Origin of the sequence: Streptomyces sp. NPDC088157, from assembly GCF_044741545.1 — a bacterium.
In the GTDB taxonomy this organism is placed as follows: Bacteria; Actinomycetota; Actinomycetes; order Streptomycetales; family Streptomycetaceae; genus Streptomyces.
This window is the reverse complement of record NZ_JBIUSU010000002.1, coordinates 770,239-787,881: the sequence shown is the minus strand read 5'-3', so window position 1 is coordinate 787,881 and position 17,643 is coordinate 770,239. Positions and strand designations below refer to the sequence as shown.

Below are 17,643 nucleotides of genomic sequence, written 5' to 3'. Positions count from 1 at the left end.
GACGGCGGCCGTCTCGTCGGCTTGCCTTCCACCTGCCGAAGGCGCTGGAGAACGGGGTGACGAAGGACGAGCTGGTCGAGGCCATCACCCACATCGCGTTCTACGCCGGCTGGCCCAATGCGATGTCCGCGATCACCCAGCTGAAGAACATCGTCGAGGGCGCCGACGCGAGCTGACCCCGCGCCGACCCGTCTACCTCACGACCATCAGGACCTACAGCGGCCAGGGCGTTGTCGTCGCTCGTGGCCAATCGAAAGGAGAACGAAATGAAGAAGCGTGTACTGGGAAACAGCGGGCTCGAAGTGTCGTCGATCGGGCTCGGCTGCATGGGAATGACCTTCGGCTACGGCCAGGCCGCGGACACGGGTGAGGCCATCAGGCTGATCCGGGCGGCCGCCGAGCGCGGTGTGACGCTCTTCGACACCGCGGAGGGGTACGGAGAGGCGAACGAAAGGCTGGTGGGCGAGGCCCTGGCGCCGGTGCGCGACCAGGTCTCCATCGCCACGAAGTTCGGGTTCAAGGACGGCAACCCCACGGCGGGGCTGGACAGTCGGCCGGAGCGGATCCGGCTGGTCGCCGAGCAGTCCCTGCAGCGTCTGCAGACCGACCGCATCGATCTGTTCTACCAGCACCGGGTGGACCCCGACGTGCCGATCGAAGAGGTCGCCGGCACGGTCAGGGATCTCATCCAGGAAGGCAAGGTCAAGTACTTCGGCCTGTCCGAAGCGGGTGAGGACGTCATCCGCAGGGCCCACGCGGTCCAGCCGGTCACGGCCTTGCAGAGCGAGTACTCGCTGTGGTGGCGCGAGCCCGAGGAGACCATCCTGCCGACCCTGGAAGAACTGGGCATCGGCTTCGTGCCGTTCAGCCCGCTCGGCAAGGGCTTCCTCACCGGCGCGATCAGTCAGGACACGAAGTTCGAGGCCAACGACATCCGTAACGTGCTGCCGCGCTTCGAGGAAGAGGCGCGTGAGGCCAACCTCGCGCTGATCGCGCTGCTGGGTGAGATCGCGGACGCCAAGCAGGCGACCCGGGCTCAGACCGCCATCGCGTGGCTGCTGGCGCAGAAGCCGTGGATCGCACCGATCCCGGGCACGACGAAGCTGCACCGTCTCGAAGAGAACATCGGCGCCGACAACGTGGAACTGACCTCCGAGGACCTCAGGCGTATCGAAGAAGCCGTTGCCCAGGTGCAGATCAAGGGCGAGCGGTACACCGCAGCGCAGCAGAAGACCATCAACCGGTAAGTCACCAGCCTCCATCGGCCCGTTCCTGACGGAGCGTCGTTCAAGGCGCTTCGTCAGGAAGGCCCTGCCCACCAGGAGAAGTTCACATGCAATCGCAGGCACTCAGGGGGCGGATCGCCATGAAGAAGCCGTTCAAGCTCGCGGCGATCTCCGCGACCGCAGCCGTCATCCTCTCGGCACCGTACGCGTCCGCCGCGACCGGACACGCGGACGCGCAGCCCGCCGTCACCCACGTGAAGACCGTGGCCGCCTTCGACTTCGCCACCGGCGACGTGCCCGAGAACATCACCGTCGCCCCGGACAATTCACTGACCGTCTCGATGGTGGGCACGCCCGCGGGCGAACGGCCGGCACTGGTGCGGATCGCACCGTCCGGGCACCGCGCGGTGCTGGTCACCGGGCAGAAGGGCGACGGCATCACCGGCAACACTCGCGGCCACGACGGCACCGTCTACTACAACATGTGGTCCTCCGACGCCTCCCGGAACGGGGTGTGGAAGCTGCCGCCCGGCGGCACTCCTCACCGCATCGCGGCATTGCCCGCAGGCGGAGTCCCCAACGGTCTGGCCATCGATCCGGCCGGGCGCACCTTGTACGTCGCCGACAGCCGGCTGGGCACCGTCTGGGCCGTCCCGGTCTCCGGCGGTCCCGCGACCGCGTGGCTGGTCGACCCCGCCCTCGCGATCAAGGCGTCCGCACCCGTGCCGTACGGTGCGAACGGACTCCGTTTCCACAACGGCGCCGTATGGGTCTCCAACCTCAGCCAGGGCACCCTGCTGCGGATCCCCGTCACAACCACCGGAGCTCCGGGCCGGGTTCACACCGTCACCAGCGGCCTCACTGGCATCGATGACTTCAACTTCCTCAGCGACCACTCCAACTTCGTGTTCGCCGCGCTGAACACACAGAACAAGATCGCGGTCGTCTACCCGAACGGCACCACCAGGACCGTACTGACCGCCTCGGACGGCCTCGCCTCGCCCACCGCCACCGCGGTGCGCGGGAAGCGGCTGTACATCACCGACGGCGGACTCAACGAGCCCCATGACGCGCAAGTGCAGAGCGGGAAGATCGACCTCGGCGCGCTGCTCTCACACTGAGCGTCCGGCAGGTCCCAGTGGTGCAAAGGGCGTGGCCTGCAGGGGGCCACCGCACCCGCACGCTCGGTCAGACGTCCTTGATCTGTACGCGATCGCCGCACAGTTTCGACCAGTCGTCGCGGTCCGAGGTCAGTACGAGGACGGGTGCCGGGGAGCGGAGTGCCATCGCGGTGACCAGGGCGTCGATGGCGTACTTGTGGCCGTGCAGGCCGCCGGCGTCGCTCAGCAGCTGTACCGCGGTGAGGCTGTCCGCCTGGGTGACGTCCTGGACCTGGAGGCGGGAGAGCACCCAGTGCAGCCGGGCGGTATCCGTCTTCCCGTAGACGGCCTCCACCACCGTCAGGGCCGACACGAGGACCGGCACGCCTACGCGCCGAGCGGCTTCGATGCGGGTGATCATTTGGCGATCGTTGCGCAGGAGCAGCGACAGTGCCTGGGAGTCGAGCACCAGGGACCTGGCCGCGGGCTCCTTCATGCGGCGCTGTCGTCAGACGCGTAGGACGCCGGTGCGTCACCGAACAGTTCGCGCTGCGCGGCCTGAACTTCGGCCTCGCTCAGCGGCTCGTGCTCGGCTTCGTAGGCGGCCACGATTTCGGCGAGGCCGTCCATGGCGAGCTGATGCCGAACCGCCGCCGTCACGTAGGCGGACACGCCGCGCTTGCCGGTACGGGTGCGCAGCGCGCCGAGGAGTTCCGAGGGCATCGAGACGGAGATGTTCTCCGTGCCGCCGGGGCGGGGTGACTTCATGAGGGTCAGTCTAGTACAGGAACTATTACAGTGCTGGGGGTGCTGTGCAGCCTGCATCGGTGGCGCATAGTCCGGGCGTCCCGGATCTTCTTGTACTTTGTCGCCGCTCCCGTGCTGGGACGGTGCTGGGACGCGCCCACATACCTGCAGGTCAAAGCCCTGTGGGGGAGTTCCGCTTCAACGTGTAGCTGTCCCGTTGCCGCACGTCGGACAGCTTCGACAAATATGCAGGTCGGAAAGGGTCGGGCTCTGATGAGTCCGACCCCTTCCGCGTTTCCGTGCTGACGGCCTGCCGGCTTTTCTGGTCTGGCATCACTCACCGGCACCCCACGTCACCTCTCTTCAGTTCGTGCTGGGAGGAGATGGGTTGGCGGCGGCTCGTGTCGAGCCATGGCCAGATCTCACGTGTCGTAGACCGTGGAGCGGTGTCCGACGTGAACGACCCACACGACCCGTTCGCCTTGTCGATGGTGCGGCTGACGTCCGCGGCTCGCACCTCTGGGCGGCTGGGAGTGGTACGTTATTCGGTACTACTTGAAAGAGGGAGTCGGCTCATGTCCATAACCGCGAGCGAAGCCCGCAAGGCTCTCTTCCCGCTGATCAAGAAGGTCAACGACGATCACGAGGCCATCGAGATCGTCTCCAAGCACGGCAATGCCGTGCTCGTCTCAGCCGAGGATTATGCGGCGCTGCGCGAGGGCTCGTACCTGCTCCGCTCCCCGGCGAACGCACGGCGACTGCTCAAGGCGTACGAGAACGCTCTGAGCAACGTCAACGTGTCGGAGCGCGAGCTGATCGATCCGGATGCGGCGGATCCCGCTGCGGGTGCTGTGTGAGGCTTGTCTTTGAGGATCAGGGCTGGGAGGACTACACGTCCTGGCTCAGGAACGACCGCAAGGTGCTCGCTCGGATCAACAAGCTCATCGAGGACGTCAAGCGTGACCCCTTCACGGGGGTCGGCAAGCCCGAGCCGCTGAAGTACCACTTGCCGGGGGCGTGGTCGCGGCGGATCGACGACGAGCACCGCCTCGTCTACCTGGTTACGGACAAGGAGATCGTCGTCCTCGCCGCCCGCTACCACTACTGATCATCGTGCAGGTCGGAAGCCGGTCGGCCTTTGACGAGTCCGGTCCCTTCCGCGTTCCCGTGCTGACGTGGTGCTGACTGTGGGCGGATGAAGCAACACCACGTGGGTGGCCTGGCAGACGCGCAGGTCGAATGGGGTCGGCTCTTCTCGGAGCCGGCCCCTTGGCGTTTCCCGTGCCGATGGCGACCGGCAGGTGCCGGTGTCGGCGTCGGCGCGGGGGTCGGCCGCGGTCGACGTGTTGGCCGGGGGTCGGCCCGCCTCCTTCGGACCGCCGCTGTCGCCGAGGAGAGTGTGGTGGGAGGCCTGCGACGAGGGGGCAGTCGTGGGGCGGAATGGTCGAGGCCGCCTGGAGGCGTGCTGGAATCCCGCTGGAATGGTGATGGCAGGTTGCTGCATGACCACATGGGGACACCGGGACAACCGGCGAGGTGATGCGGGCGGACGGGAGGGCCGGTGGCGGCCCCAAGGTGCCAGGCACGTTGGTGCAACGCGGCCGGTACAGACACCGCCGTCACCCCCGGGCCATTATTTCATCCAGACGCAGAAACACCGCTCCACATGCGGAAACACCTCCCGCCACCCCATCGGTCCGGCGCGTGATCGCACCGCCCGGCCGTCCTGGAAGGACCACCAGTGAAGACCCCTTCTCTCCTCATGTCCCGCACTCTCCTCGGTGTCACCGCGATCGTCGGCGTCGTCGGCATGGCGCTGCCGGCCGCGGGTTCGGCCGGCGCCTCCGTCCGCTCGGGGGAGCTCTCCTCGGTGGCTGTCGCCGACCTGAGTGCCGGCTCGGCCTCCGCCTCCGCCAACGGCGATGGCGACGGCGACGGGTTCGGCTGGGGCTGAGTGGCTGTTCCCACGACCGGAGGATGTCATGTACGCGGCAATCGTCACGCTGAGCGCGGGCCCCGAACCGAAGCACCGGCGCATCGACGCGGCTGCGCTGACCGACGCGTTCTGGGCGCACACCAGGGAAGCCGACGGGCTCGAACACGTACGAGTCGTCGCCTCGAGCGAAGGCTATTCCGCAGTTCTCTTCATGCAGGGCAGGAACGAGGGCGCGGTCGCCGAATCCGCCCTCGCGCTGAGCGCGCAAATGCTGGTGGTGACCCCTGGCCTGGCCGGTTGTTCCATCGAATCCTGTGCCGTCCGGCTGTCCGACCACTGAACCGCGGGGACCCCGCGTCGCGCCGGGAACCCCGGCGACGGGGCCCTTCCACGCCCACGGCGGCACCGCCCCGGAGGAACCAGTGAAGATCTCCCTCGACCTGCCGGAATCCCGAGCCCACGGCACCGTCGCGTCCACGGATCAGCGCACGGCCGCGGCCGGCGAACCCGTCATCGACGTCCTCGGCCCCGAAGCGCCGCGGCTGGACCACCTGCCGGTCGTCCCCGTCCCCCTCCGTGCGCTGCGCCTCTCCGGCTCACCCCGGACCGGAGGCGTGAACGAGGAGCACTGCCGCGTACTCGCCGCGGCCGGCGACACCCTGCACCCGATCATCGTGCACGGCCCCACGCTGCAGGTCGTCGACGGCAACCACCGGGTGCGCGCCGCCTCCATGGCCGGCCGTGAGGAGATCCCCGCCAGGATGTTCCACGGGTCCGCCGCCGACGCCTTCGTCCTGGCCCTGCGCCTGAACACCCGCCACGGCCGCGGCCTGACGCTGTCCCGCGCCGAGTGCACGGCCGCGGCCGCCCGGCTCGTCTCCTGGCACCCGCACCTGTCGAACCGCATGATCGCCTCGCTCACCGGGCTGTCGGCGGGCACCATCGGCCGTATCCGCAGCTCTCTGTCCGCCGCCGCCGGGGTCACCGGCGCGGTGCGCGTGGGCAAGGACGGCCGGGCCCGTCCGGTGGACGGCTCCACCGGACGCATGCGGGCCTACGAACTGCTCCTGCGCGATCCCCAGGCCTCCATCCGCGAGATCGCCCAGCAGGTCGGCGTCTCGCCGTCGACCGTCCACGACGTCCGTAAACGTGTCCAGGCCGGCGAGGAACCCGTGCCGACGCGCAGACGGGTCCAACCCCCGCAGGACACCGAGCCCGAGCGCAGGCCCGAGCTCGCGCCCCGGCCCGAGCCGGAGCGGGAGGCCCCGGCCGATCCCGCGGCGATCATCGCCGCCCTCACCAAGGACCCCTCGCTGCGCTACAACAACATCGGCCGACGGCTTGTGCGCTGGCTCGACCGGTGCCACCACAGCGTCGCCGCGTGCCCCGAGATCGCCGACCGGGTGCCCTCCCACAACATCGACTCGGTCGCCACCCTGGCCCGCGAATACGCCCACGCCTGGGCGGAGTTCGCCGCCACGCTCGAGGAGCGCCACCGCACCGCCTGCTGAGCCCCGCCCGCAGCACCACGCCTCCCGCGGGTGACCCGTCGTACCGCCCCAACTTCTCCCGGAAGGCAACCCATGGCAGACATGACCGAGGTGTTCGCGGAGGTTGAGACGATCCGCGCGAGCCTCCCCGAGCGTGCGTTCCTGCGTGAGGAGAGCGAACTCAAGGAGCTGTCGCGCCGGATCGGCTGCAGCCGATCCCTGCGCCGCCTCCCCGCGGTCCAGGCGTTCCTCGACGACCTGGACACCTTCCGGCCCGGAGGCCGGCTGGAGGCCACCAAGGCCCACATCAACAACCGGGTGGACCGGCACGTCTTCTCGCTGTTCGACGCCACCTACTTCCCGCGCCTGAACCTGGACTACCTCACCTACGACACCCTGCCCACCGACCCGTACCTGGCCGAGCGTTACGCCAGCAACACCATGCCGGTCAACATCACCGGCAAGACCACCGGCTTCGGCTCCCGCGTCGTCGTCGCGCTCTTCCCCGAGAACCACCTCGACGGCATCCAGCGCCCCGACGACCTCATCTTCTACTTCATCGACAAGTTCGTCGCACGTCACAACAAGGTCACCCGCCTCCTCGTCGACGAGGTGATGGAGCCGGGCAGCTTCCCGCTGATCCAGGGGGCTCCCGACCTCAAGATCGAGCAGGCCTCGTCCTGGTGGGTGCGCCTGCACGAATACCACCACCGCCAGGGCGACATGCCGATCCCCGAGTTCCTGCCGGCCAAGAAGTCGAAGGCGCTGGCCGGCCTGGAGGAGTTGCGCGTCGACGTCTCGGGCATGCTCGTCTGTCTGCACGACGGCGAGCTGCCGGCCGCCGAGGCCCAGGCGGCCTACGAGTTCATCCTGGCCGAGCGGCTGCTGCGGTACGCCGTCGAGGGCATCCCGCGGCCCAACTACGACGCCGTCGCCTCGCAGCTGCTCTTCAACTACCTCGAGAGCCACGGCGGCATCCGCCTCGTCGACGGCCGGATCCGGCTCACCCCCGACCTCCCCTGCGTGCTGCGCGCCTTCCTCTCCGAGATAGAGGCGATCGAGGCACACATCCACCAGGAGCCGGTCGAGGCCGTCAAGGCCCGCCTCCTGGAGTTCACCCACGGATACACCAGCTACGACGCACAGGCTCGTGACTACCGGCACATCCCGTACTTCGCGGACGTCAAGGCGCGCCTCGGCGTGTAGGGGCGCCCGTCCGGCTCCCGGCGGCGCCGTGCCGACGGCGCGGCCGCCACGCCTGCCGGGAGCCCGGCCGGACACCCCCGCCCGGACCGTCGCGCACCGCCCGTGTTCGACCGTGCAGAGCAGTCGATCGGCAGGTCCGGGCGGTACGGCATTGTCTTCGGCACCACCCCGGGCAGCCCGCGTACGCCGCCACGAGCGGACCACAAACCTGGAGGATCTTTCGTGAGAAACGATGGCGAGACGAGCGGCCACGCGTCGCCCGTGGGAACGGCCGCCGACGTCCCGTACGACCTGGTGGGCATCGGTTTCGGGCCGTCGAACCTGGCCCTGGCCGTCTGCGCGCGGGAACAGGAACTGCCGCTGTCCTGCCTTTTCATCGAGCGCAGGCCGGGCGTCGAATGGCATCCGGGCATGCTCATCGACGGCGCCCGCATGCAGATATCGTTCCTCAAGGACCTGGTGTCCCTGCGGAACCCGTCCAGCCCCTACTCCTTCCTCCAGTACACCCGGGCGAAGGGCCGCCTCGAGCGGTTCGTCAACCTCGGGGAGTTCCGCCCCACCCGCATCGAGTACGACGACTACCTCAAGTGGGTCGCCCGGCACTTCACCGACCAGGTGCGCTTCGGCACCCAGGTCGACCGGGTGGTCCCCGAGCGGGTGGCGGGCGCCGACGGCCTCTCCCTGTTCCGGGTGGAGACCGAGGACGTGGCCACCGGCCGCCGTAGCACCGTCTGGGCCCGCAACGTCGTCCACGCGGGCGGGGGCCGTCCGGCACTTCCGTCGGCCCGGATCGCCCGGGTGCCCACCGTCGTGCACTCCAGCGACTTCCTCACCCGCTTCCCGGCCGAGTTCAAGGACCCCGAGCAGAGCCTGAGCTTCGTCGTCGTCGGCGGCGGTCAGAGCGCCGGCGAGATCGCGGAGTATCTGCTGGGCCACTACCGGCGGGCCGAGGTGCACCTGATCGTCTCCGGGTACACCCTCCAGCCCACCGACAACAGCCCCTTCGTCAACGAGCAGTTCTACTCCGACGGCGCCGACTCCTTCTACCGGATGGACCCGGGCAACCGCTCCGTCGTCGCCGGGCAGCTGCGTGACGCCAACTACGGGGTCGTCCGTGAGGACCTGCTCGAACGGCTCTTCCAGGCCGACTACCTCGACGAGGTCAAGGGCCGGCGCCGGCTGCACATCCACCCCTTCTCCCGGCTGACCGCCGTCCACGAGGACGGCGACGGGCTGGTCGCCGCGATCGAGGGACGCCTGGGCAGCCGGCCCGACGAGCGGCTCCCCTGCGACGGCGTGGTCCTGGCCACCGGTTACGACCGCACGCTGGACCCGGCCGTCTTCGACGGGGTGCTGCCCTACCTGGTCATGGAGGAGAACGGGCGGGACGTCTCCCTCGACCGCGACTACCGGGCCCGTACCGTCCCGGACCTCCGGGCCGGGCTCTACCTCCAGGGGTTCGGCGAGTCCCAGTTCGGCCTCGGCGACACCCTGCTGTCGCTGCTGCCCTTCCGGGCCAAGGAGATCGTCGACGGGATAGCCGACCGGCTGCCCGCCCCCGACTTCGGCGGCTGCCCGGCGCTCGGCGGGCAGTACCCCGGCGCAGCCCGGCCGGCCAACGGCACCGGTCACCCGCACGGCACCGGTCACCCGCACGGCACCGGTCACCCGCACGCCACCGGTCGTCCCGCCGACACCGCGGCCTACCCGCCCCGCTGGTACCTGGAGCACGACCAGGACAAGCTCCAGGCCCTCATGGAGCGTTACCGCTTCGCCACGCTGATCTCGGCCGGCGCGGACGGCGAGCCGTTCGCCACCCACCTGCCGCTCGTCCTGGACCCGTCGCGCGGCGCCAAGGGCGTCCTCTTCGGCCACCTCGACCGGGCCAACGAACACGCCGCCCTGCTCGACGGCCGCCGGATGCTGGCCGTCTTCCACGGCCCCAACGCCTACATGCCGCCGACCGTGTTCGCCAGCGACCCGCTGCCCACCTGGAACTCCATGGCCGTGCACGTCCGTGGCCGGGTCCGGGTCATCGAGGACCGCGACGAGCTGGTCCGCGGACTCATCGGGATCGCCGAGCACTCCCAGACCGACAACCGGCTGCGCCCCGAGGACCCCCGCATCGACCGCCTGGTCGGCGGAATCATCGGCTTCGAACTCGAGATCGACGAGCTGGTGGGCCGGTTCAAGCTCTCCCAGGACCGCGACGAGGCCGACCGGCGGTACGCGGCGCTGGCCCTGGCCCGCTCCACGGAGCGCGGCGAGCGGGACTTCATCGCGTACGCGGTGGGCCTGGACCTGGCCGTCGAGGACGGCGCGCGCGAGCTCGCCGCCACCCCCCTGATCCCGATCACCGTAGGAGGCGTCCATGAGTGACGAGACCCTGACCGCCGCGGAACCGTACCTCGTCGTCCGCAACCACGAGGAGCAGTACTCGGTGTGGCGGGCCGACCGCGAGGTTCCGGCCGGCTGGGAGGCCGTCGGCGACCCCGCCCCCAAGGAGGCCTGCCTGACCCGGATCGAGGAGCTGTGGACCGACATGCGCCCGCTGAGCCTGCGCCGCTTCATGGAGGATCGCGATGCCTGACCTGCTCGACGTCAGCACCAACGCCTCACCCATCTTCACCCTCTTCGACGCCGAGAGCGTCGACGAGCTGACCCGCGACCACATCCTGCGGCTGGCCGTCGGGACCCTGGGCGCCGTCCGTGTCCGCGGGTTCTCCACGCCCGAGCAGTGCGCCTCCATCATGGAGGGCCTGGACCAGCGGGAGTTCGGCGCCTACGACGAGAACCTCATCTTCCCGCCCATCGCCAAGATCGGCCCGGCCGCCTACGACTTCTACGGCACGCACACTCTGACCGAGGACTACTGGCGGATCGCCGAAGAGGCGGTCCGACTGCGCGGCCGGCTGCACCACGGCCGCGACCCGCTGGAGCTGGCCGTCGACCGGGTCGCCCGGGCCTGGGGCGGTGACGTGGTCCCCGCCCGCTCCCGAGGCCAGGACATGTTCGCCGGCATGATCCGGGAGATCTCCAGCGGGGCGAAGCTGCACTTCGACGAGATCGTGCGGGAGTTCCCCGGGATCCTCGACGAGACGCCCGTCAGCTTCCTGACCCTCAACTGGTACCTGTCGATGCCCGAGACGGGTGGCGAGACGCGCGTCTACCGGCGCCGCTGGCGGCCGGCCGACGAGGCGTACCGCGACGGGTACGGCTACGACGAGGCGGTCGTGGACGGCGAGCCGGTCGCCACGGTCGCACCGCGGGCCGGGGACGCCGTGCTCTTCGACTCCCGCAACCTCCACGCGGTCAACGCGCCCGGCGGCGACGGCCGTCGCGTCAGCCTCTCGTTCTTTCTGGGCGTGACCGGTCGTGGTCCGCTCGAGATCTGGTCCTGATCTTTCCCTCCGTCTGTGAGCAGAGTGATCACATGCAGCTCAGTCACGAGCAGATAAGCACCTACCGCAGCCAAGGCTTCCTGATCCTCGACAAACTCTTCGACCAGGACGAGATCGACGCCCTGTGCGCCGCCTTCCGCCGGGACAGCGAGATCCCCGGCGAGCAGCGCGTCGTGGAACGCGACAGCGACGAGATCCGCGCCGTGTACGCCTCCCACCTGCGGCAGCCCGAGTTCGCCGGCCTCATCCGCTCCCCGCGCGTCCTCGGCCCGGTCCGGCAGCTCCTCGCCAGCGACGCCTACATCTACCAGTTCAAGATCAACGCCAAGGCCCCGTTCGCGGGCACCGGCTGGTCCTGGCACCAGGACTTCGCCGCCTGGCAGATGGCCGACAACCTCGCCGAGCCCCGGCTCGTCAACGTCGGCGTCTTCTTCGACGACGTCGACGAGTTCAACGGGCCGGTCATCTTCTGCCCCGGATCCCACCGCGACGGGCTCGTCAAGAAGGGCCGCGGCGCCGGTCCGGCCGCCTCCGAGCAGCATGTCGACCCCGAGGACATCGCCCTCACCCCCGGCGACATGAAGACCCTCGTCGACCGCCACGGACTGTTCAGCGCCAAGGGCGCCGCCGGCACGGTGGTCCTGTTCGACCCCGAGATCGTGCACGGGTCGGCGTCCAACATGGCCCCCTTCCCCCGCCGGCTGCTCATCGCCACCTACAACGACACGGCCAACGTGCCGCGCCCGCTCGGCGCACCCCGCCCGGCCTACGTCGTCGGACGGGACACCACCCCGTTGCAGATCGCCGACCAGGACCTCATCGCGGAACTCGAGGGGATGCTGTGAACGCCGTCGCGCGGGCCGTCGTCCTCGCCGAGTTCGGCGAGCCCCTGGAACTCCGGAAGCTGCCCGTCCCGGCCGCACCCGAAGGCGGGCTGATCGTCGCCGCCCGCTACGGCGGCGTGTGCGGCACCGACCTCCACCTCCAGCAGGGCCACCTGGAGGTTCCCACGCCGCTCGTCCTCGGTCACGAGGGCCTCGGCACCGTCCACGAGATCGGCACCCGCGCCGGGACCGACGTCCACGGCACCCGCCTGCGCGTCGGTGACCAGGTCATGTGGGCCTCCTCCATCGCCTGCGGCACCTGCGTGCCCTGCCGCATCCACCGGGAACCCACACTCTGCGAACAGCGCCGCACCTACGGGGTCAACCGCCCCGTGGACCAGGAGCCCGGCCTCTCCGGCTCCTGGGCGGAGTACATCGCGCTGCGGCCCGGCACCACCGTGGTCAAGCTCCCCGACGGCGTCGACCCGGTGGCCGCCATGGCCTTCGCCTGCGCCGGGCCCACCATGGTCCACGCCCTCTTCGAGCGCCGGCCCGTACGGCTCGGCGAGACCGTGGTGGTCCAGGGAAGCGGACCCGTCGGACTGGCCGCCGCCGCCCTCGCCCAGCTGTCGGGAGCCGGCCGGGTGATCATCGCGGGCGGCCCCGGGGCCCGTCTGGAGGCGGCCGCGGCAGCCGGCATCGGCGACCACCACGTCAACGTGGTCGAGACCGCCGACCAGGAGGCGGCGCTGGCCGAGGTCACCGCCCTCACCGGCGGGCGCGGCGCCGACCTCGTCATCGAGGCCACCGGCGTCCCCGGCGCCGTGGGCCAGGGGCTGCGGCTGGCCCGGCGCGGCGGCAGCTACCTGGTCGTCGGCCAGTACACCGACAGCGGGGACACCACCGTCAACCCGCACCAGATCGTGTACCGGCAGCTCGACGTGATCGGCTCCTGGGCCTTCACCGGCGCCCATCTCGTCGAGTACGTCTCCCTGCTGCCCGCGCTCACCGCCCGGTTCGACCTGGCCCGGCTGGTCACCACCTACGCCCTGGAGGACAACGCGCGGGCCCTGGCCGACGTCGCCTCCGGAGCGGTGATGAAGGCCGTGCTCGTCAGCTGACCCGGCGCGCCCCCGTACCGGCTCCGTCCCCTTCGCACAGCATCCCGCCCCGGAGGCCGCGGTGCCGCGGCCGGAACGAGAGAAGACACCATGCCGACCCAGCTGACCGAACAGGCCCCGCCGGCCCCGGCACCCGTCCCGTCCCGCTACGGGGCCCTGGCCGATCTGCCCGAGCACCTCGACCTCCCCGGCCTCGGCGCGCCGGACGCGAGCGGGCGCACCGCCACGGTCGGCTGCCGGCTCGATCCCCGTCTCACCGGAGCGGTCGAACGCCTCGCCGACTCGACCGGCACCGGGCCGGCCACCGTGTTCACCGCCGCCGTGGCCGGCCTGCTGGCCGTCCTGCGCGCCGGCACCGACCTGCCCCTCGGCGCGCCGGTACCCGGCGACCCTCGGGAGGCCGCGGTCCACCGTGTGGCGGCCGACCCCGCCCGGGGACTGCGCACCCTCGTGGCCGCCGCGTTCTCCGCATTGCAGGCCGCGGCCGACCAGGACGGCGTCCCCCACCGGCAGGTGGCGGACGCCGTCAACGCGCTACGCGGTACACCGGGCCGGCCGCTCTTCCGCGTCGGCGCCCGCGTCGACGACACCCCCGACCGGCCGGAGGAACTCTGGTTCACCCTGCGCACCGGGCCCGCGCCGCGCCTGGAACTGACCTACCCGGCGGCCGCGCTCACCCCGGACCGGGCCCAGACGCTCTGTGACCGGCTGGCCCGGTTCCTCACGCGTGCCGTCCGCGAACCAGACACCCCGGTCCTCGGCTTCGACATCCTGCTGCCCGGAGAGGAGGACGGACTGGTCGACCTCGGCCACGCCGGAACGCCCCGCGCCGCCACCCCCGCCCGCTGGTTCGAGGAGGGCGCGGCCCGATGGCCCGACCGGACCGCGGTGGTGGAGGGTGGGGTGTGCCGGTCGTATGGGGAGGTGGATGGTCGGGCGGATCGGGTGGCGTGGTCGTTGGGTGGTTGTGGGGTGGGGGTGGAGTCGGTGGTGGCGGTGTCGTTGCCGCGTTCGGAGTTGGCGGTGACGGCGTTTGTGGGGGTGTTGAAGTCGGGGGGTGTGTATTTGCCGTTGGATCCGGAGTTGCCGGGTGAGCGGGTGCGGTTGATGGTGCGGGATGCGTGTCCGGTGGTGATCGTGACGGATGCGGTGGGTGCGGCGCGGTTCGAGGGGTGGGGTGTGCCGTTGTTGGTTCTGGATGACGAGTTGACGGGGTGTGCGGTGGAGCCGGTGGGCGCGCGGCCTGTGGCGGTGGGTGACGCGGGTGCGTATCTGCTGTACACGTCGGGTTCCACGGGGCGTCCCAAGGGCGTGCTGATGACCGTCGCCGCCCTGCTCAACCTGATGGCCTGGCACCTGGACGAACTGCCCGGCGGGCCCGGCCGGGTCACCGTGCAGTTCACCTCCGTCAGCTTCGACATCTCCATCCAGGAGATGCTCTCCGCCCTGCTGTCGGGCGCGGCGCTCGCCGTCGTCCCGGAGGATGTGCGGCGTGCTCCGCAGGCGTTCGTGCCGTGGTTGGAGGAGCACGGTGTGACCGATCTGTTCGCTCCGAACATCGTGATCGAGCTGTTGTGCCGGGCGGCGCTGGAGCAGGGCCGGACCCTGCCCGCTCTCACGCATGTCGCGCAGGCCGGTGAGGCGCTGGTGCTCAGCGACGCCGTCCGGGAGTTCTTCCGCCGGCGTCCCGGCCGCCGCCTGCACAACCACTACGGACCCACCGAGACCCACGCCGTCACCTCCTGCGTGCTGCCCGAGCGGGAGGACGGATGGCCGCGGACGGCCTCGCTGGGCCTGCCGGTGTGGAACACGCGGATCTATGTGCTGGACGAGGCGTTGCGGCTGGTTCCGGAGGGGGTGGCGGGTGAGCTGTACGCGGCCGGTCCGTGCCTGGCCCGGGGATACGCGGGCCGTCCGGACCTGACCGCGGACCGGTTCCTGCCCGACCCCTACGGTCCGCCCGGCAGCCGTATGTACCGGACCGGGGACCTGGTCCGCCGCCGCTCCGACGGCGGTCTGCACTACCTCGGCCGGACCGACCACCAGGTCAAGATCCGCGGCATGCGCGTCGAACTCGGCGAGATCGAGGCCACCTTGCGCCGCACCCCCGGAGTCCGGGACACCGTCCTGGTCACCGCGGGCGAGGCCGGGCACCGCAGGATCGACGCGTACCTCGTGCCCGACACCGGCGTCGACCCGGCCCTGCTCGGTCCGGCCGTCCGCGAGGAACTGCGGCGCACCCTGCCGCCCGCGATGGTCCCGGCCTCCTTCACCGTCGTCCCTGGCTTCCCCCTCAACTCCAACGGGAAGGTCGACCGCAAGGCGCTGCCCGCACCGGTCTTCGGCGACGCCGATCCGGCGGGCCGGCCGCGCGGCGAGGACGAGGAACGGCTCGCCCGGATCTTCGCCGAGGTGCTCGCCCTGCCCGCGGTCGGCGCCCACGACAGCTTCTACGACATCGGCGGCAACTCCCTGCTCGGCGGCGAGGTGACCGCCCGGGTCCGCAAGGAGTTCCAGGTCGAGCTCAGCCTCGGCGACATGCTGGGCAACCCCACCGTCGCCGAACTGGCCGCGCTGCTGCGCCGCGTGGAGCCCGCCCGTCCGCCGCTGACCGCCCGCGGCGGCGCCGCACCGGCCCCCGCCTCGTTCGCCCAGCAGAGCCTGTGGGTGCTGGACCAGCTCGAGGGCCCCGGCCCTGGCTACAACGAGCCCGTCGCCCTCCGGCTGACCGGCCGGATCGACGTGCCGGCCCTGCGGCGGGCGCTCGCCGACGTGGTGGACCGCCACCATGTGCTGCGCACCGTCCTGCGCATGGAGGACGGCAAGGTTCTCCAGCACGTGCTGGAGGGCGAGGCGGCCGTACCGCGCCTGACCGTGGAGCCGGTACGCGCCGACGCCCTGGCCGACGAGGTCCGCGCGGCCGCGCGGGTTCCGTTCGACCTGGCCGCCGACCTGCCCGTGCGTGCGGTTCTCTTCGCCCCCGCGGCGGATGGCCGCCCCGGTGCGCCGGACCCCGGGACGCAGGAGCACCTGCTGCTCGTCACCACCCACCACATCGCCTGCGACGGGGTGTCCCTGCGGCCCCTGCTGCGTGACCTCTTCGCCGCCTACGACGCCCGCACGGCGGGGGCCGCCCCCGCGTGGCCGCCGCTGCCGGTGCAGTACGCGGACTACGCGCTCTGGCAGCGCGCCCTGCTCGACGGCGCCGGGGCGGCGGACGGACCGCCGCGCAGACACCACCGGTACTGGGCGCAGCGGCTCGCGGGGCTTCCCGGCACGATGCCGCTGCCGCTGGACCGGCCGCGGCCGGCAATCCGCTCCGGCCGGGGCGCGACGGTGCCCTTCGACGTACCGCCGACCGCCCACCACGCCCTGCGGGAGCGGGCGCGCAGGCACCGGACCACCACGTTCACGGTCGTGCACGCCGCACTCGTGGAGCAGCTGGCGCGGCGCGGCGCGGGCGACGACGTCGTGGTGGCGGCGGTGGTCTCCGACCGCGGCGACCCCGCGCTGGACGATCTGGTGGGCTTCTTCGTCCAGACCCTCGTGCTGCGCGTCGACGCGTCGGGCGATCCGGACCCCGCCGAGCTGCTGGACCGGGTCAGGGAGGCCGACCTGAGCGCCTTCGCCCACCAGGACCTGCCGTTCGAGTACGTGGTCGAGCTGGTCAACCCGGCGCGGTCCATGGCGTACCACCCGCTGGCGCAGGTGATGCTGGCCTTCCAGGTGGAGGAGGCGGAGCCGCCGCAGCCCGCGGGTCTCACCGCCCGCTTCGCACCGGTGGAGCTGGGGGTGGCCAAGTTCGACCTCTGCTTCAAGGTCGCCGAGCGGTTCGCGCCCGACGGCTCCCCGGCCGGTATGGCCGGCCTCCTGGAATACGCGACCGACGTGTTCGACCCGTCCACCGCCCAGAGCCTGGCGGAGTCCCTCACCGCCGCCCTCTGCGACCGCTCCTGACAGCACCCACGTCGTCGCCGCCCGCCTCCGTGGCCGGCGGCGACGCCGTCGTTTCCCCCGGATGGCACGGCTCGAACGCCGGAGCACCGGAACGCCGGAGCACGGGAACGCCGGAGCACGGGAACGCCGGAGCACGGGAACGCCGGAGCACCGGAGCACCGGAACGTCGGAGCACGGGAACGCCGGAGCACCGGAACGCCGGAGCACGGGAACGCCGGAGCACGGGAGCACGGGAACGGAGCACGCGAGCGCCGGAACGCCGGAGCACCGGCACAGGGGAGCACCGGCACAGGGGAGCAACGGAGCACCGGAGTACCGGAGCACGGGACGCTCGGCACCCCTGCGCCCAAGCGCCCCTGCACCCCTGCGCCCCTGCACCCCTGCGCCCCGGCACCCCTGCACCCAGGCGCCCAGGCACCCCTGCACCCCGGCACACCAAAGCGCCGGAATGCCGGGACGCTCGGAACACCCAGGCCGACGCCGATGCCGGGCGCCGGAACGCGGAAGCGGGGGGGGGGGGGGGGGGGGGGCCCCCCCCCCCCCCCCCGGCGCGGGGGGCGGGGGGGGGGGGCCCGGGGCGCCCCCCCCCCCCCGCCGCGCCCCCCCGCGGCCGGGGCCCGGGGGGGGGGGCGGGC

16 protein-coding genes and 2 pseudogenes are annotated in these 17,643 nt (G+C 71.4%); 15 read left to right on the top strand and 3 right to left on the bottom strand.

Annotated features, from left to right (window positions below):
* Positions 1–17: 17 nt before the first annotated feature.
* The 3 genes and pseudogenes from ACIPFH_RS09740 to ACIPFH_RS09730 form a co-directional block, all read left to right on the top strand.
* Positions 18–176, top strand: a pseudogene (locus ACIPFH_RS09740) (carboxymuconolactone decarboxylase family protein); the annotation flags it as partial.
* A 90-nt stretch (positions 177–266) separates the two neighbouring features.
* Positions 267–1,247 (top strand): aldo/keto reductase, encoded by a 981-nt coding sequence (locus ACIPFH_RS09735; protein WP_401824677.1) that lies wholly within the window; start codon positions 267–269, stop codon positions 1,245–1,247.
* Positions 1,248–1,333: 86 nt separating this feature from the next.
* Positions 1,334–2,347 (top strand): hypothetical protein, encoded by a 1,014-nt coding sequence (locus tag ACIPFH_RS09730; protein WP_401824675.1) that lies wholly within the window; start codon positions 1,334–1,336, stop codon positions 2,345–2,347.
* A 67-nt stretch (positions 2,348–2,414) separates the two neighbouring features.
* Here ACIPFH_RS09730 and ACIPFH_RS09725 read toward each other — a convergent pair whose 3' ends face one another.
* The 3 genes and pseudogenes from ACIPFH_RS09725 to ACIPFH_RS09715 form a co-directional block, all read right to left on the bottom strand.
* Positions 2,415–2,822: a DNA-binding protein gene (locus tag ACIPFH_RS09725; protein ID WP_401824673.1), complete on the bottom strand. Its 408-nt coding sequence runs from the start codon at positions 2,820–2,822 to the stop codon at positions 2,415–2,417.
* The gene (locus ACIPFH_RS09720; RefSeq protein ID WP_401824672.1) at positions 2,819–3,094 is read right to left on the bottom strand and encodes a hypothetical protein; all 276 of its coding nucleotides are present in this window, start codon (positions 3,092–3,094) and stop codon (positions 2,819–2,821) included. The genes ACIPFH_RS09725 and ACIPFH_RS09720 overlap by 4 nt, the downstream gene beginning before the upstream one ends.
* 401 nt (positions 3,095–3,495) lie before the next feature.
* Positions 3,496–3,575 (bottom strand): annotated as a pseudogene (locus ACIPFH_RS09715) (type II toxin-antitoxin system RelE/ParE family toxin); the annotation flags it as partial.
* A 73-nt stretch (positions 3,576–3,648) separates the two neighbouring features.
* Between ACIPFH_RS09715 and ACIPFH_RS09710 the strand changes: the two are divergent.
* From ACIPFH_RS09710 to ACIPFH_RS09655, 12 genes are all read left to right on the top strand, one after another.
* Entirely contained in the window at positions 3,649–3,930 is a 282-nt protein-coding gene (locus tag ACIPFH_RS09710) for a type II toxin-antitoxin system Phd/YefM family antitoxin (protein ID WP_401824671.1), read from the top strand.
* Complete coding sequence (locus ACIPFH_RS09705; RefSeq protein ID WP_401824669.1) at positions 3,927–4,181, top strand: Txe/YoeB family addiction module toxin; 255 nt, start codon at positions 3,927–3,929, stop codon at positions 4,179–4,181. Before ACIPFH_RS09710 ends, ACIPFH_RS09705 begins: the two co-directional genes overlap by 4 nt.
* Positions 4,182–4,814: 633 nt before the next feature.
* Complete coding sequence (locus tag ACIPFH_RS09700) at positions 4,815–5,027, top strand: hypothetical protein (RefSeq protein WP_401824668.1); 213 nt, start codon at positions 4,815–4,817, stop codon at positions 5,025–5,027.
* Between the two features lie 28 nt (positions 5,028–5,055).
* The gene (locus tag ACIPFH_RS09695; protein WP_356258748.1) at positions 5,056–5,349 is read left to right on the top strand and encodes a hypothetical protein; all 294 of its coding nucleotides are present in this window, start codon (positions 5,056–5,058) and stop codon (positions 5,347–5,349) included.
* 82 nt (positions 5,350–5,431) lie between these two features.
* Entirely contained in the window at positions 5,432–6,520 is a 1,089-nt protein-coding gene (locus ACIPFH_RS09690) for a ParB/RepB/Spo0J family partition protein (RefSeq protein WP_401824666.1), read from the top strand.
* A 72-nt stretch (positions 6,521–6,592) separates the two neighbouring features.
* Entirely contained in the window at positions 6,593–7,705 is a 1,113-nt protein-coding gene (locus tag ACIPFH_RS09685; RefSeq protein WP_401824665.1) for a DUF6421 family protein, read from the top strand.
* 222 nt (positions 7,706–7,927) lie between these two features.
* Positions 7,928–10,084, top strand: coding sequence for a SidA/IucD/PvdA family monooxygenase (locus ACIPFH_RS09680; RefSeq protein ID WP_401824663.1), 2,157 nt, complete (start codon positions 7,928–7,930; stop codon positions 10,082–10,084).
* On the top strand, positions 10,077–10,295 hold the full coding sequence (locus ACIPFH_RS09675) for an MbtH family NRPS accessory protein (RefSeq protein ID WP_356264800.1): 219 nt from the start codon (positions 10,077–10,079) through the stop codon (positions 10,293–10,295). Before ACIPFH_RS09680 ends, ACIPFH_RS09675 begins: the two co-directional genes overlap by 8 nt.
* Complete coding sequence (locus ACIPFH_RS09670) at positions 10,288–11,106, top strand: putative 2OG-Fe(II) oxygenase (protein ID WP_401824661.1); 819 nt, start codon at positions 10,288–10,290, stop codon at positions 11,104–11,106. The genes ACIPFH_RS09675 and ACIPFH_RS09670 overlap by 8 nt, the downstream gene beginning before the upstream one ends.
* Positions 11,107–11,138: 32 nt before the next feature.
* Positions 11,139–11,951 (top strand): phytanoyl-CoA dioxygenase family protein, encoded by an 813-nt coding sequence (locus ACIPFH_RS09665; protein ID WP_401824659.1) that lies wholly within the window; start codon positions 11,139–11,141, stop codon positions 11,949–11,951.
* Complete coding sequence (locus ACIPFH_RS09660; RefSeq protein WP_401824658.1) at positions 11,948–13,051, top strand: zinc-binding dehydrogenase; 1,104 nt, start codon at positions 11,948–11,950, stop codon at positions 13,049–13,051. Before ACIPFH_RS09665 ends, ACIPFH_RS09660 begins: the two co-directional genes overlap by 4 nt.
* Before the next feature lie 90 nt (positions 13,052–13,141).
* Complete coding sequence (locus ACIPFH_RS09655; protein WP_401824656.1) at positions 13,142–17,008, top strand: amino acid adenylation domain-containing protein; 3,867 nt, start codon at positions 13,142–13,144, stop codon at positions 17,006–17,008.
* The last annotated feature ends 635 nt before the right edge of the window (positions 17,009–17,643 follow it).

Excerpts from the sequence above, each read along its gene's own strand:
- ACIPFH_RS09735 (WP_401824677.1), top strand. The coding sequence starts at position 267 with ATGAAGAAGCGTGTACTGGGAAACAGCGGGCTCGAAGTGTCGTCGATC.
- ACIPFH_RS09730 (WP_401824675.1), top strand. The coding sequence starts at position 1,334 with ATGCAATCGCAGGCACTCAGGGGGCGGATCGCCATGAAGAAGCCGTTC.
- ACIPFH_RS09725 (WP_401824673.1), bottom strand. The coding sequence starts at position 2,822 with ATGAAGGAGCCCGCGGCCAGGTCCCTGGTGCTCGACTCCCAGGCACTG.
- ACIPFH_RS09720 (WP_401824672.1), bottom strand. The coding sequence starts at position 3,094 with ATGAAGTCACCCCGCCCCGGCGGCACGGAGAACATCTCCGTCTCGATG.
- ACIPFH_RS09710 (WP_401824671.1), top strand. The coding sequence starts at position 3,649 with ATGTCCATAACCGCGAGCGAAGCCCGCAAGGCTCTCTTCCCGCTGATC.
- ACIPFH_RS09695 (WP_356258748.1), top strand. The coding sequence starts at position 5,056 with ATGTACGCGGCAATCGTCACGCTGAGCGCGGGCCCCGAACCGAAGCAC.
- ACIPFH_RS09685 (WP_401824665.1), top strand. The coding sequence starts at position 6,593 with ATGGCAGACATGACCGAGGTGTTCGCGGAGGTTGAGACGATCCGCGCG.
- ACIPFH_RS09675 (WP_356264800.1), top strand. The coding sequence starts at position 10,077 with ATGAGTGACGAGACCCTGACCGCCGCGGAACCGTACCTCGTCGTCCGC.
- ACIPFH_RS09670 (WP_401824661.1), top strand. The coding sequence starts at position 10,288 with ATGCCTGACCTGCTCGACGTCAGCACCAACGCCTCACCCATCTTCACC.
- ACIPFH_RS09665 (WP_401824659.1), top strand. The coding sequence starts at position 11,139 with ATGCAGCTCAGTCACGAGCAGATAAGCACCTACCGCAGCCAAGGCTTC.
- ACIPFH_RS09655 (WP_401824656.1), top strand. The coding sequence starts at position 13,142 with ATGCCGACCCAGCTGACCGAACAGGCCCCGCCGGCCCCGGCACCCGTC.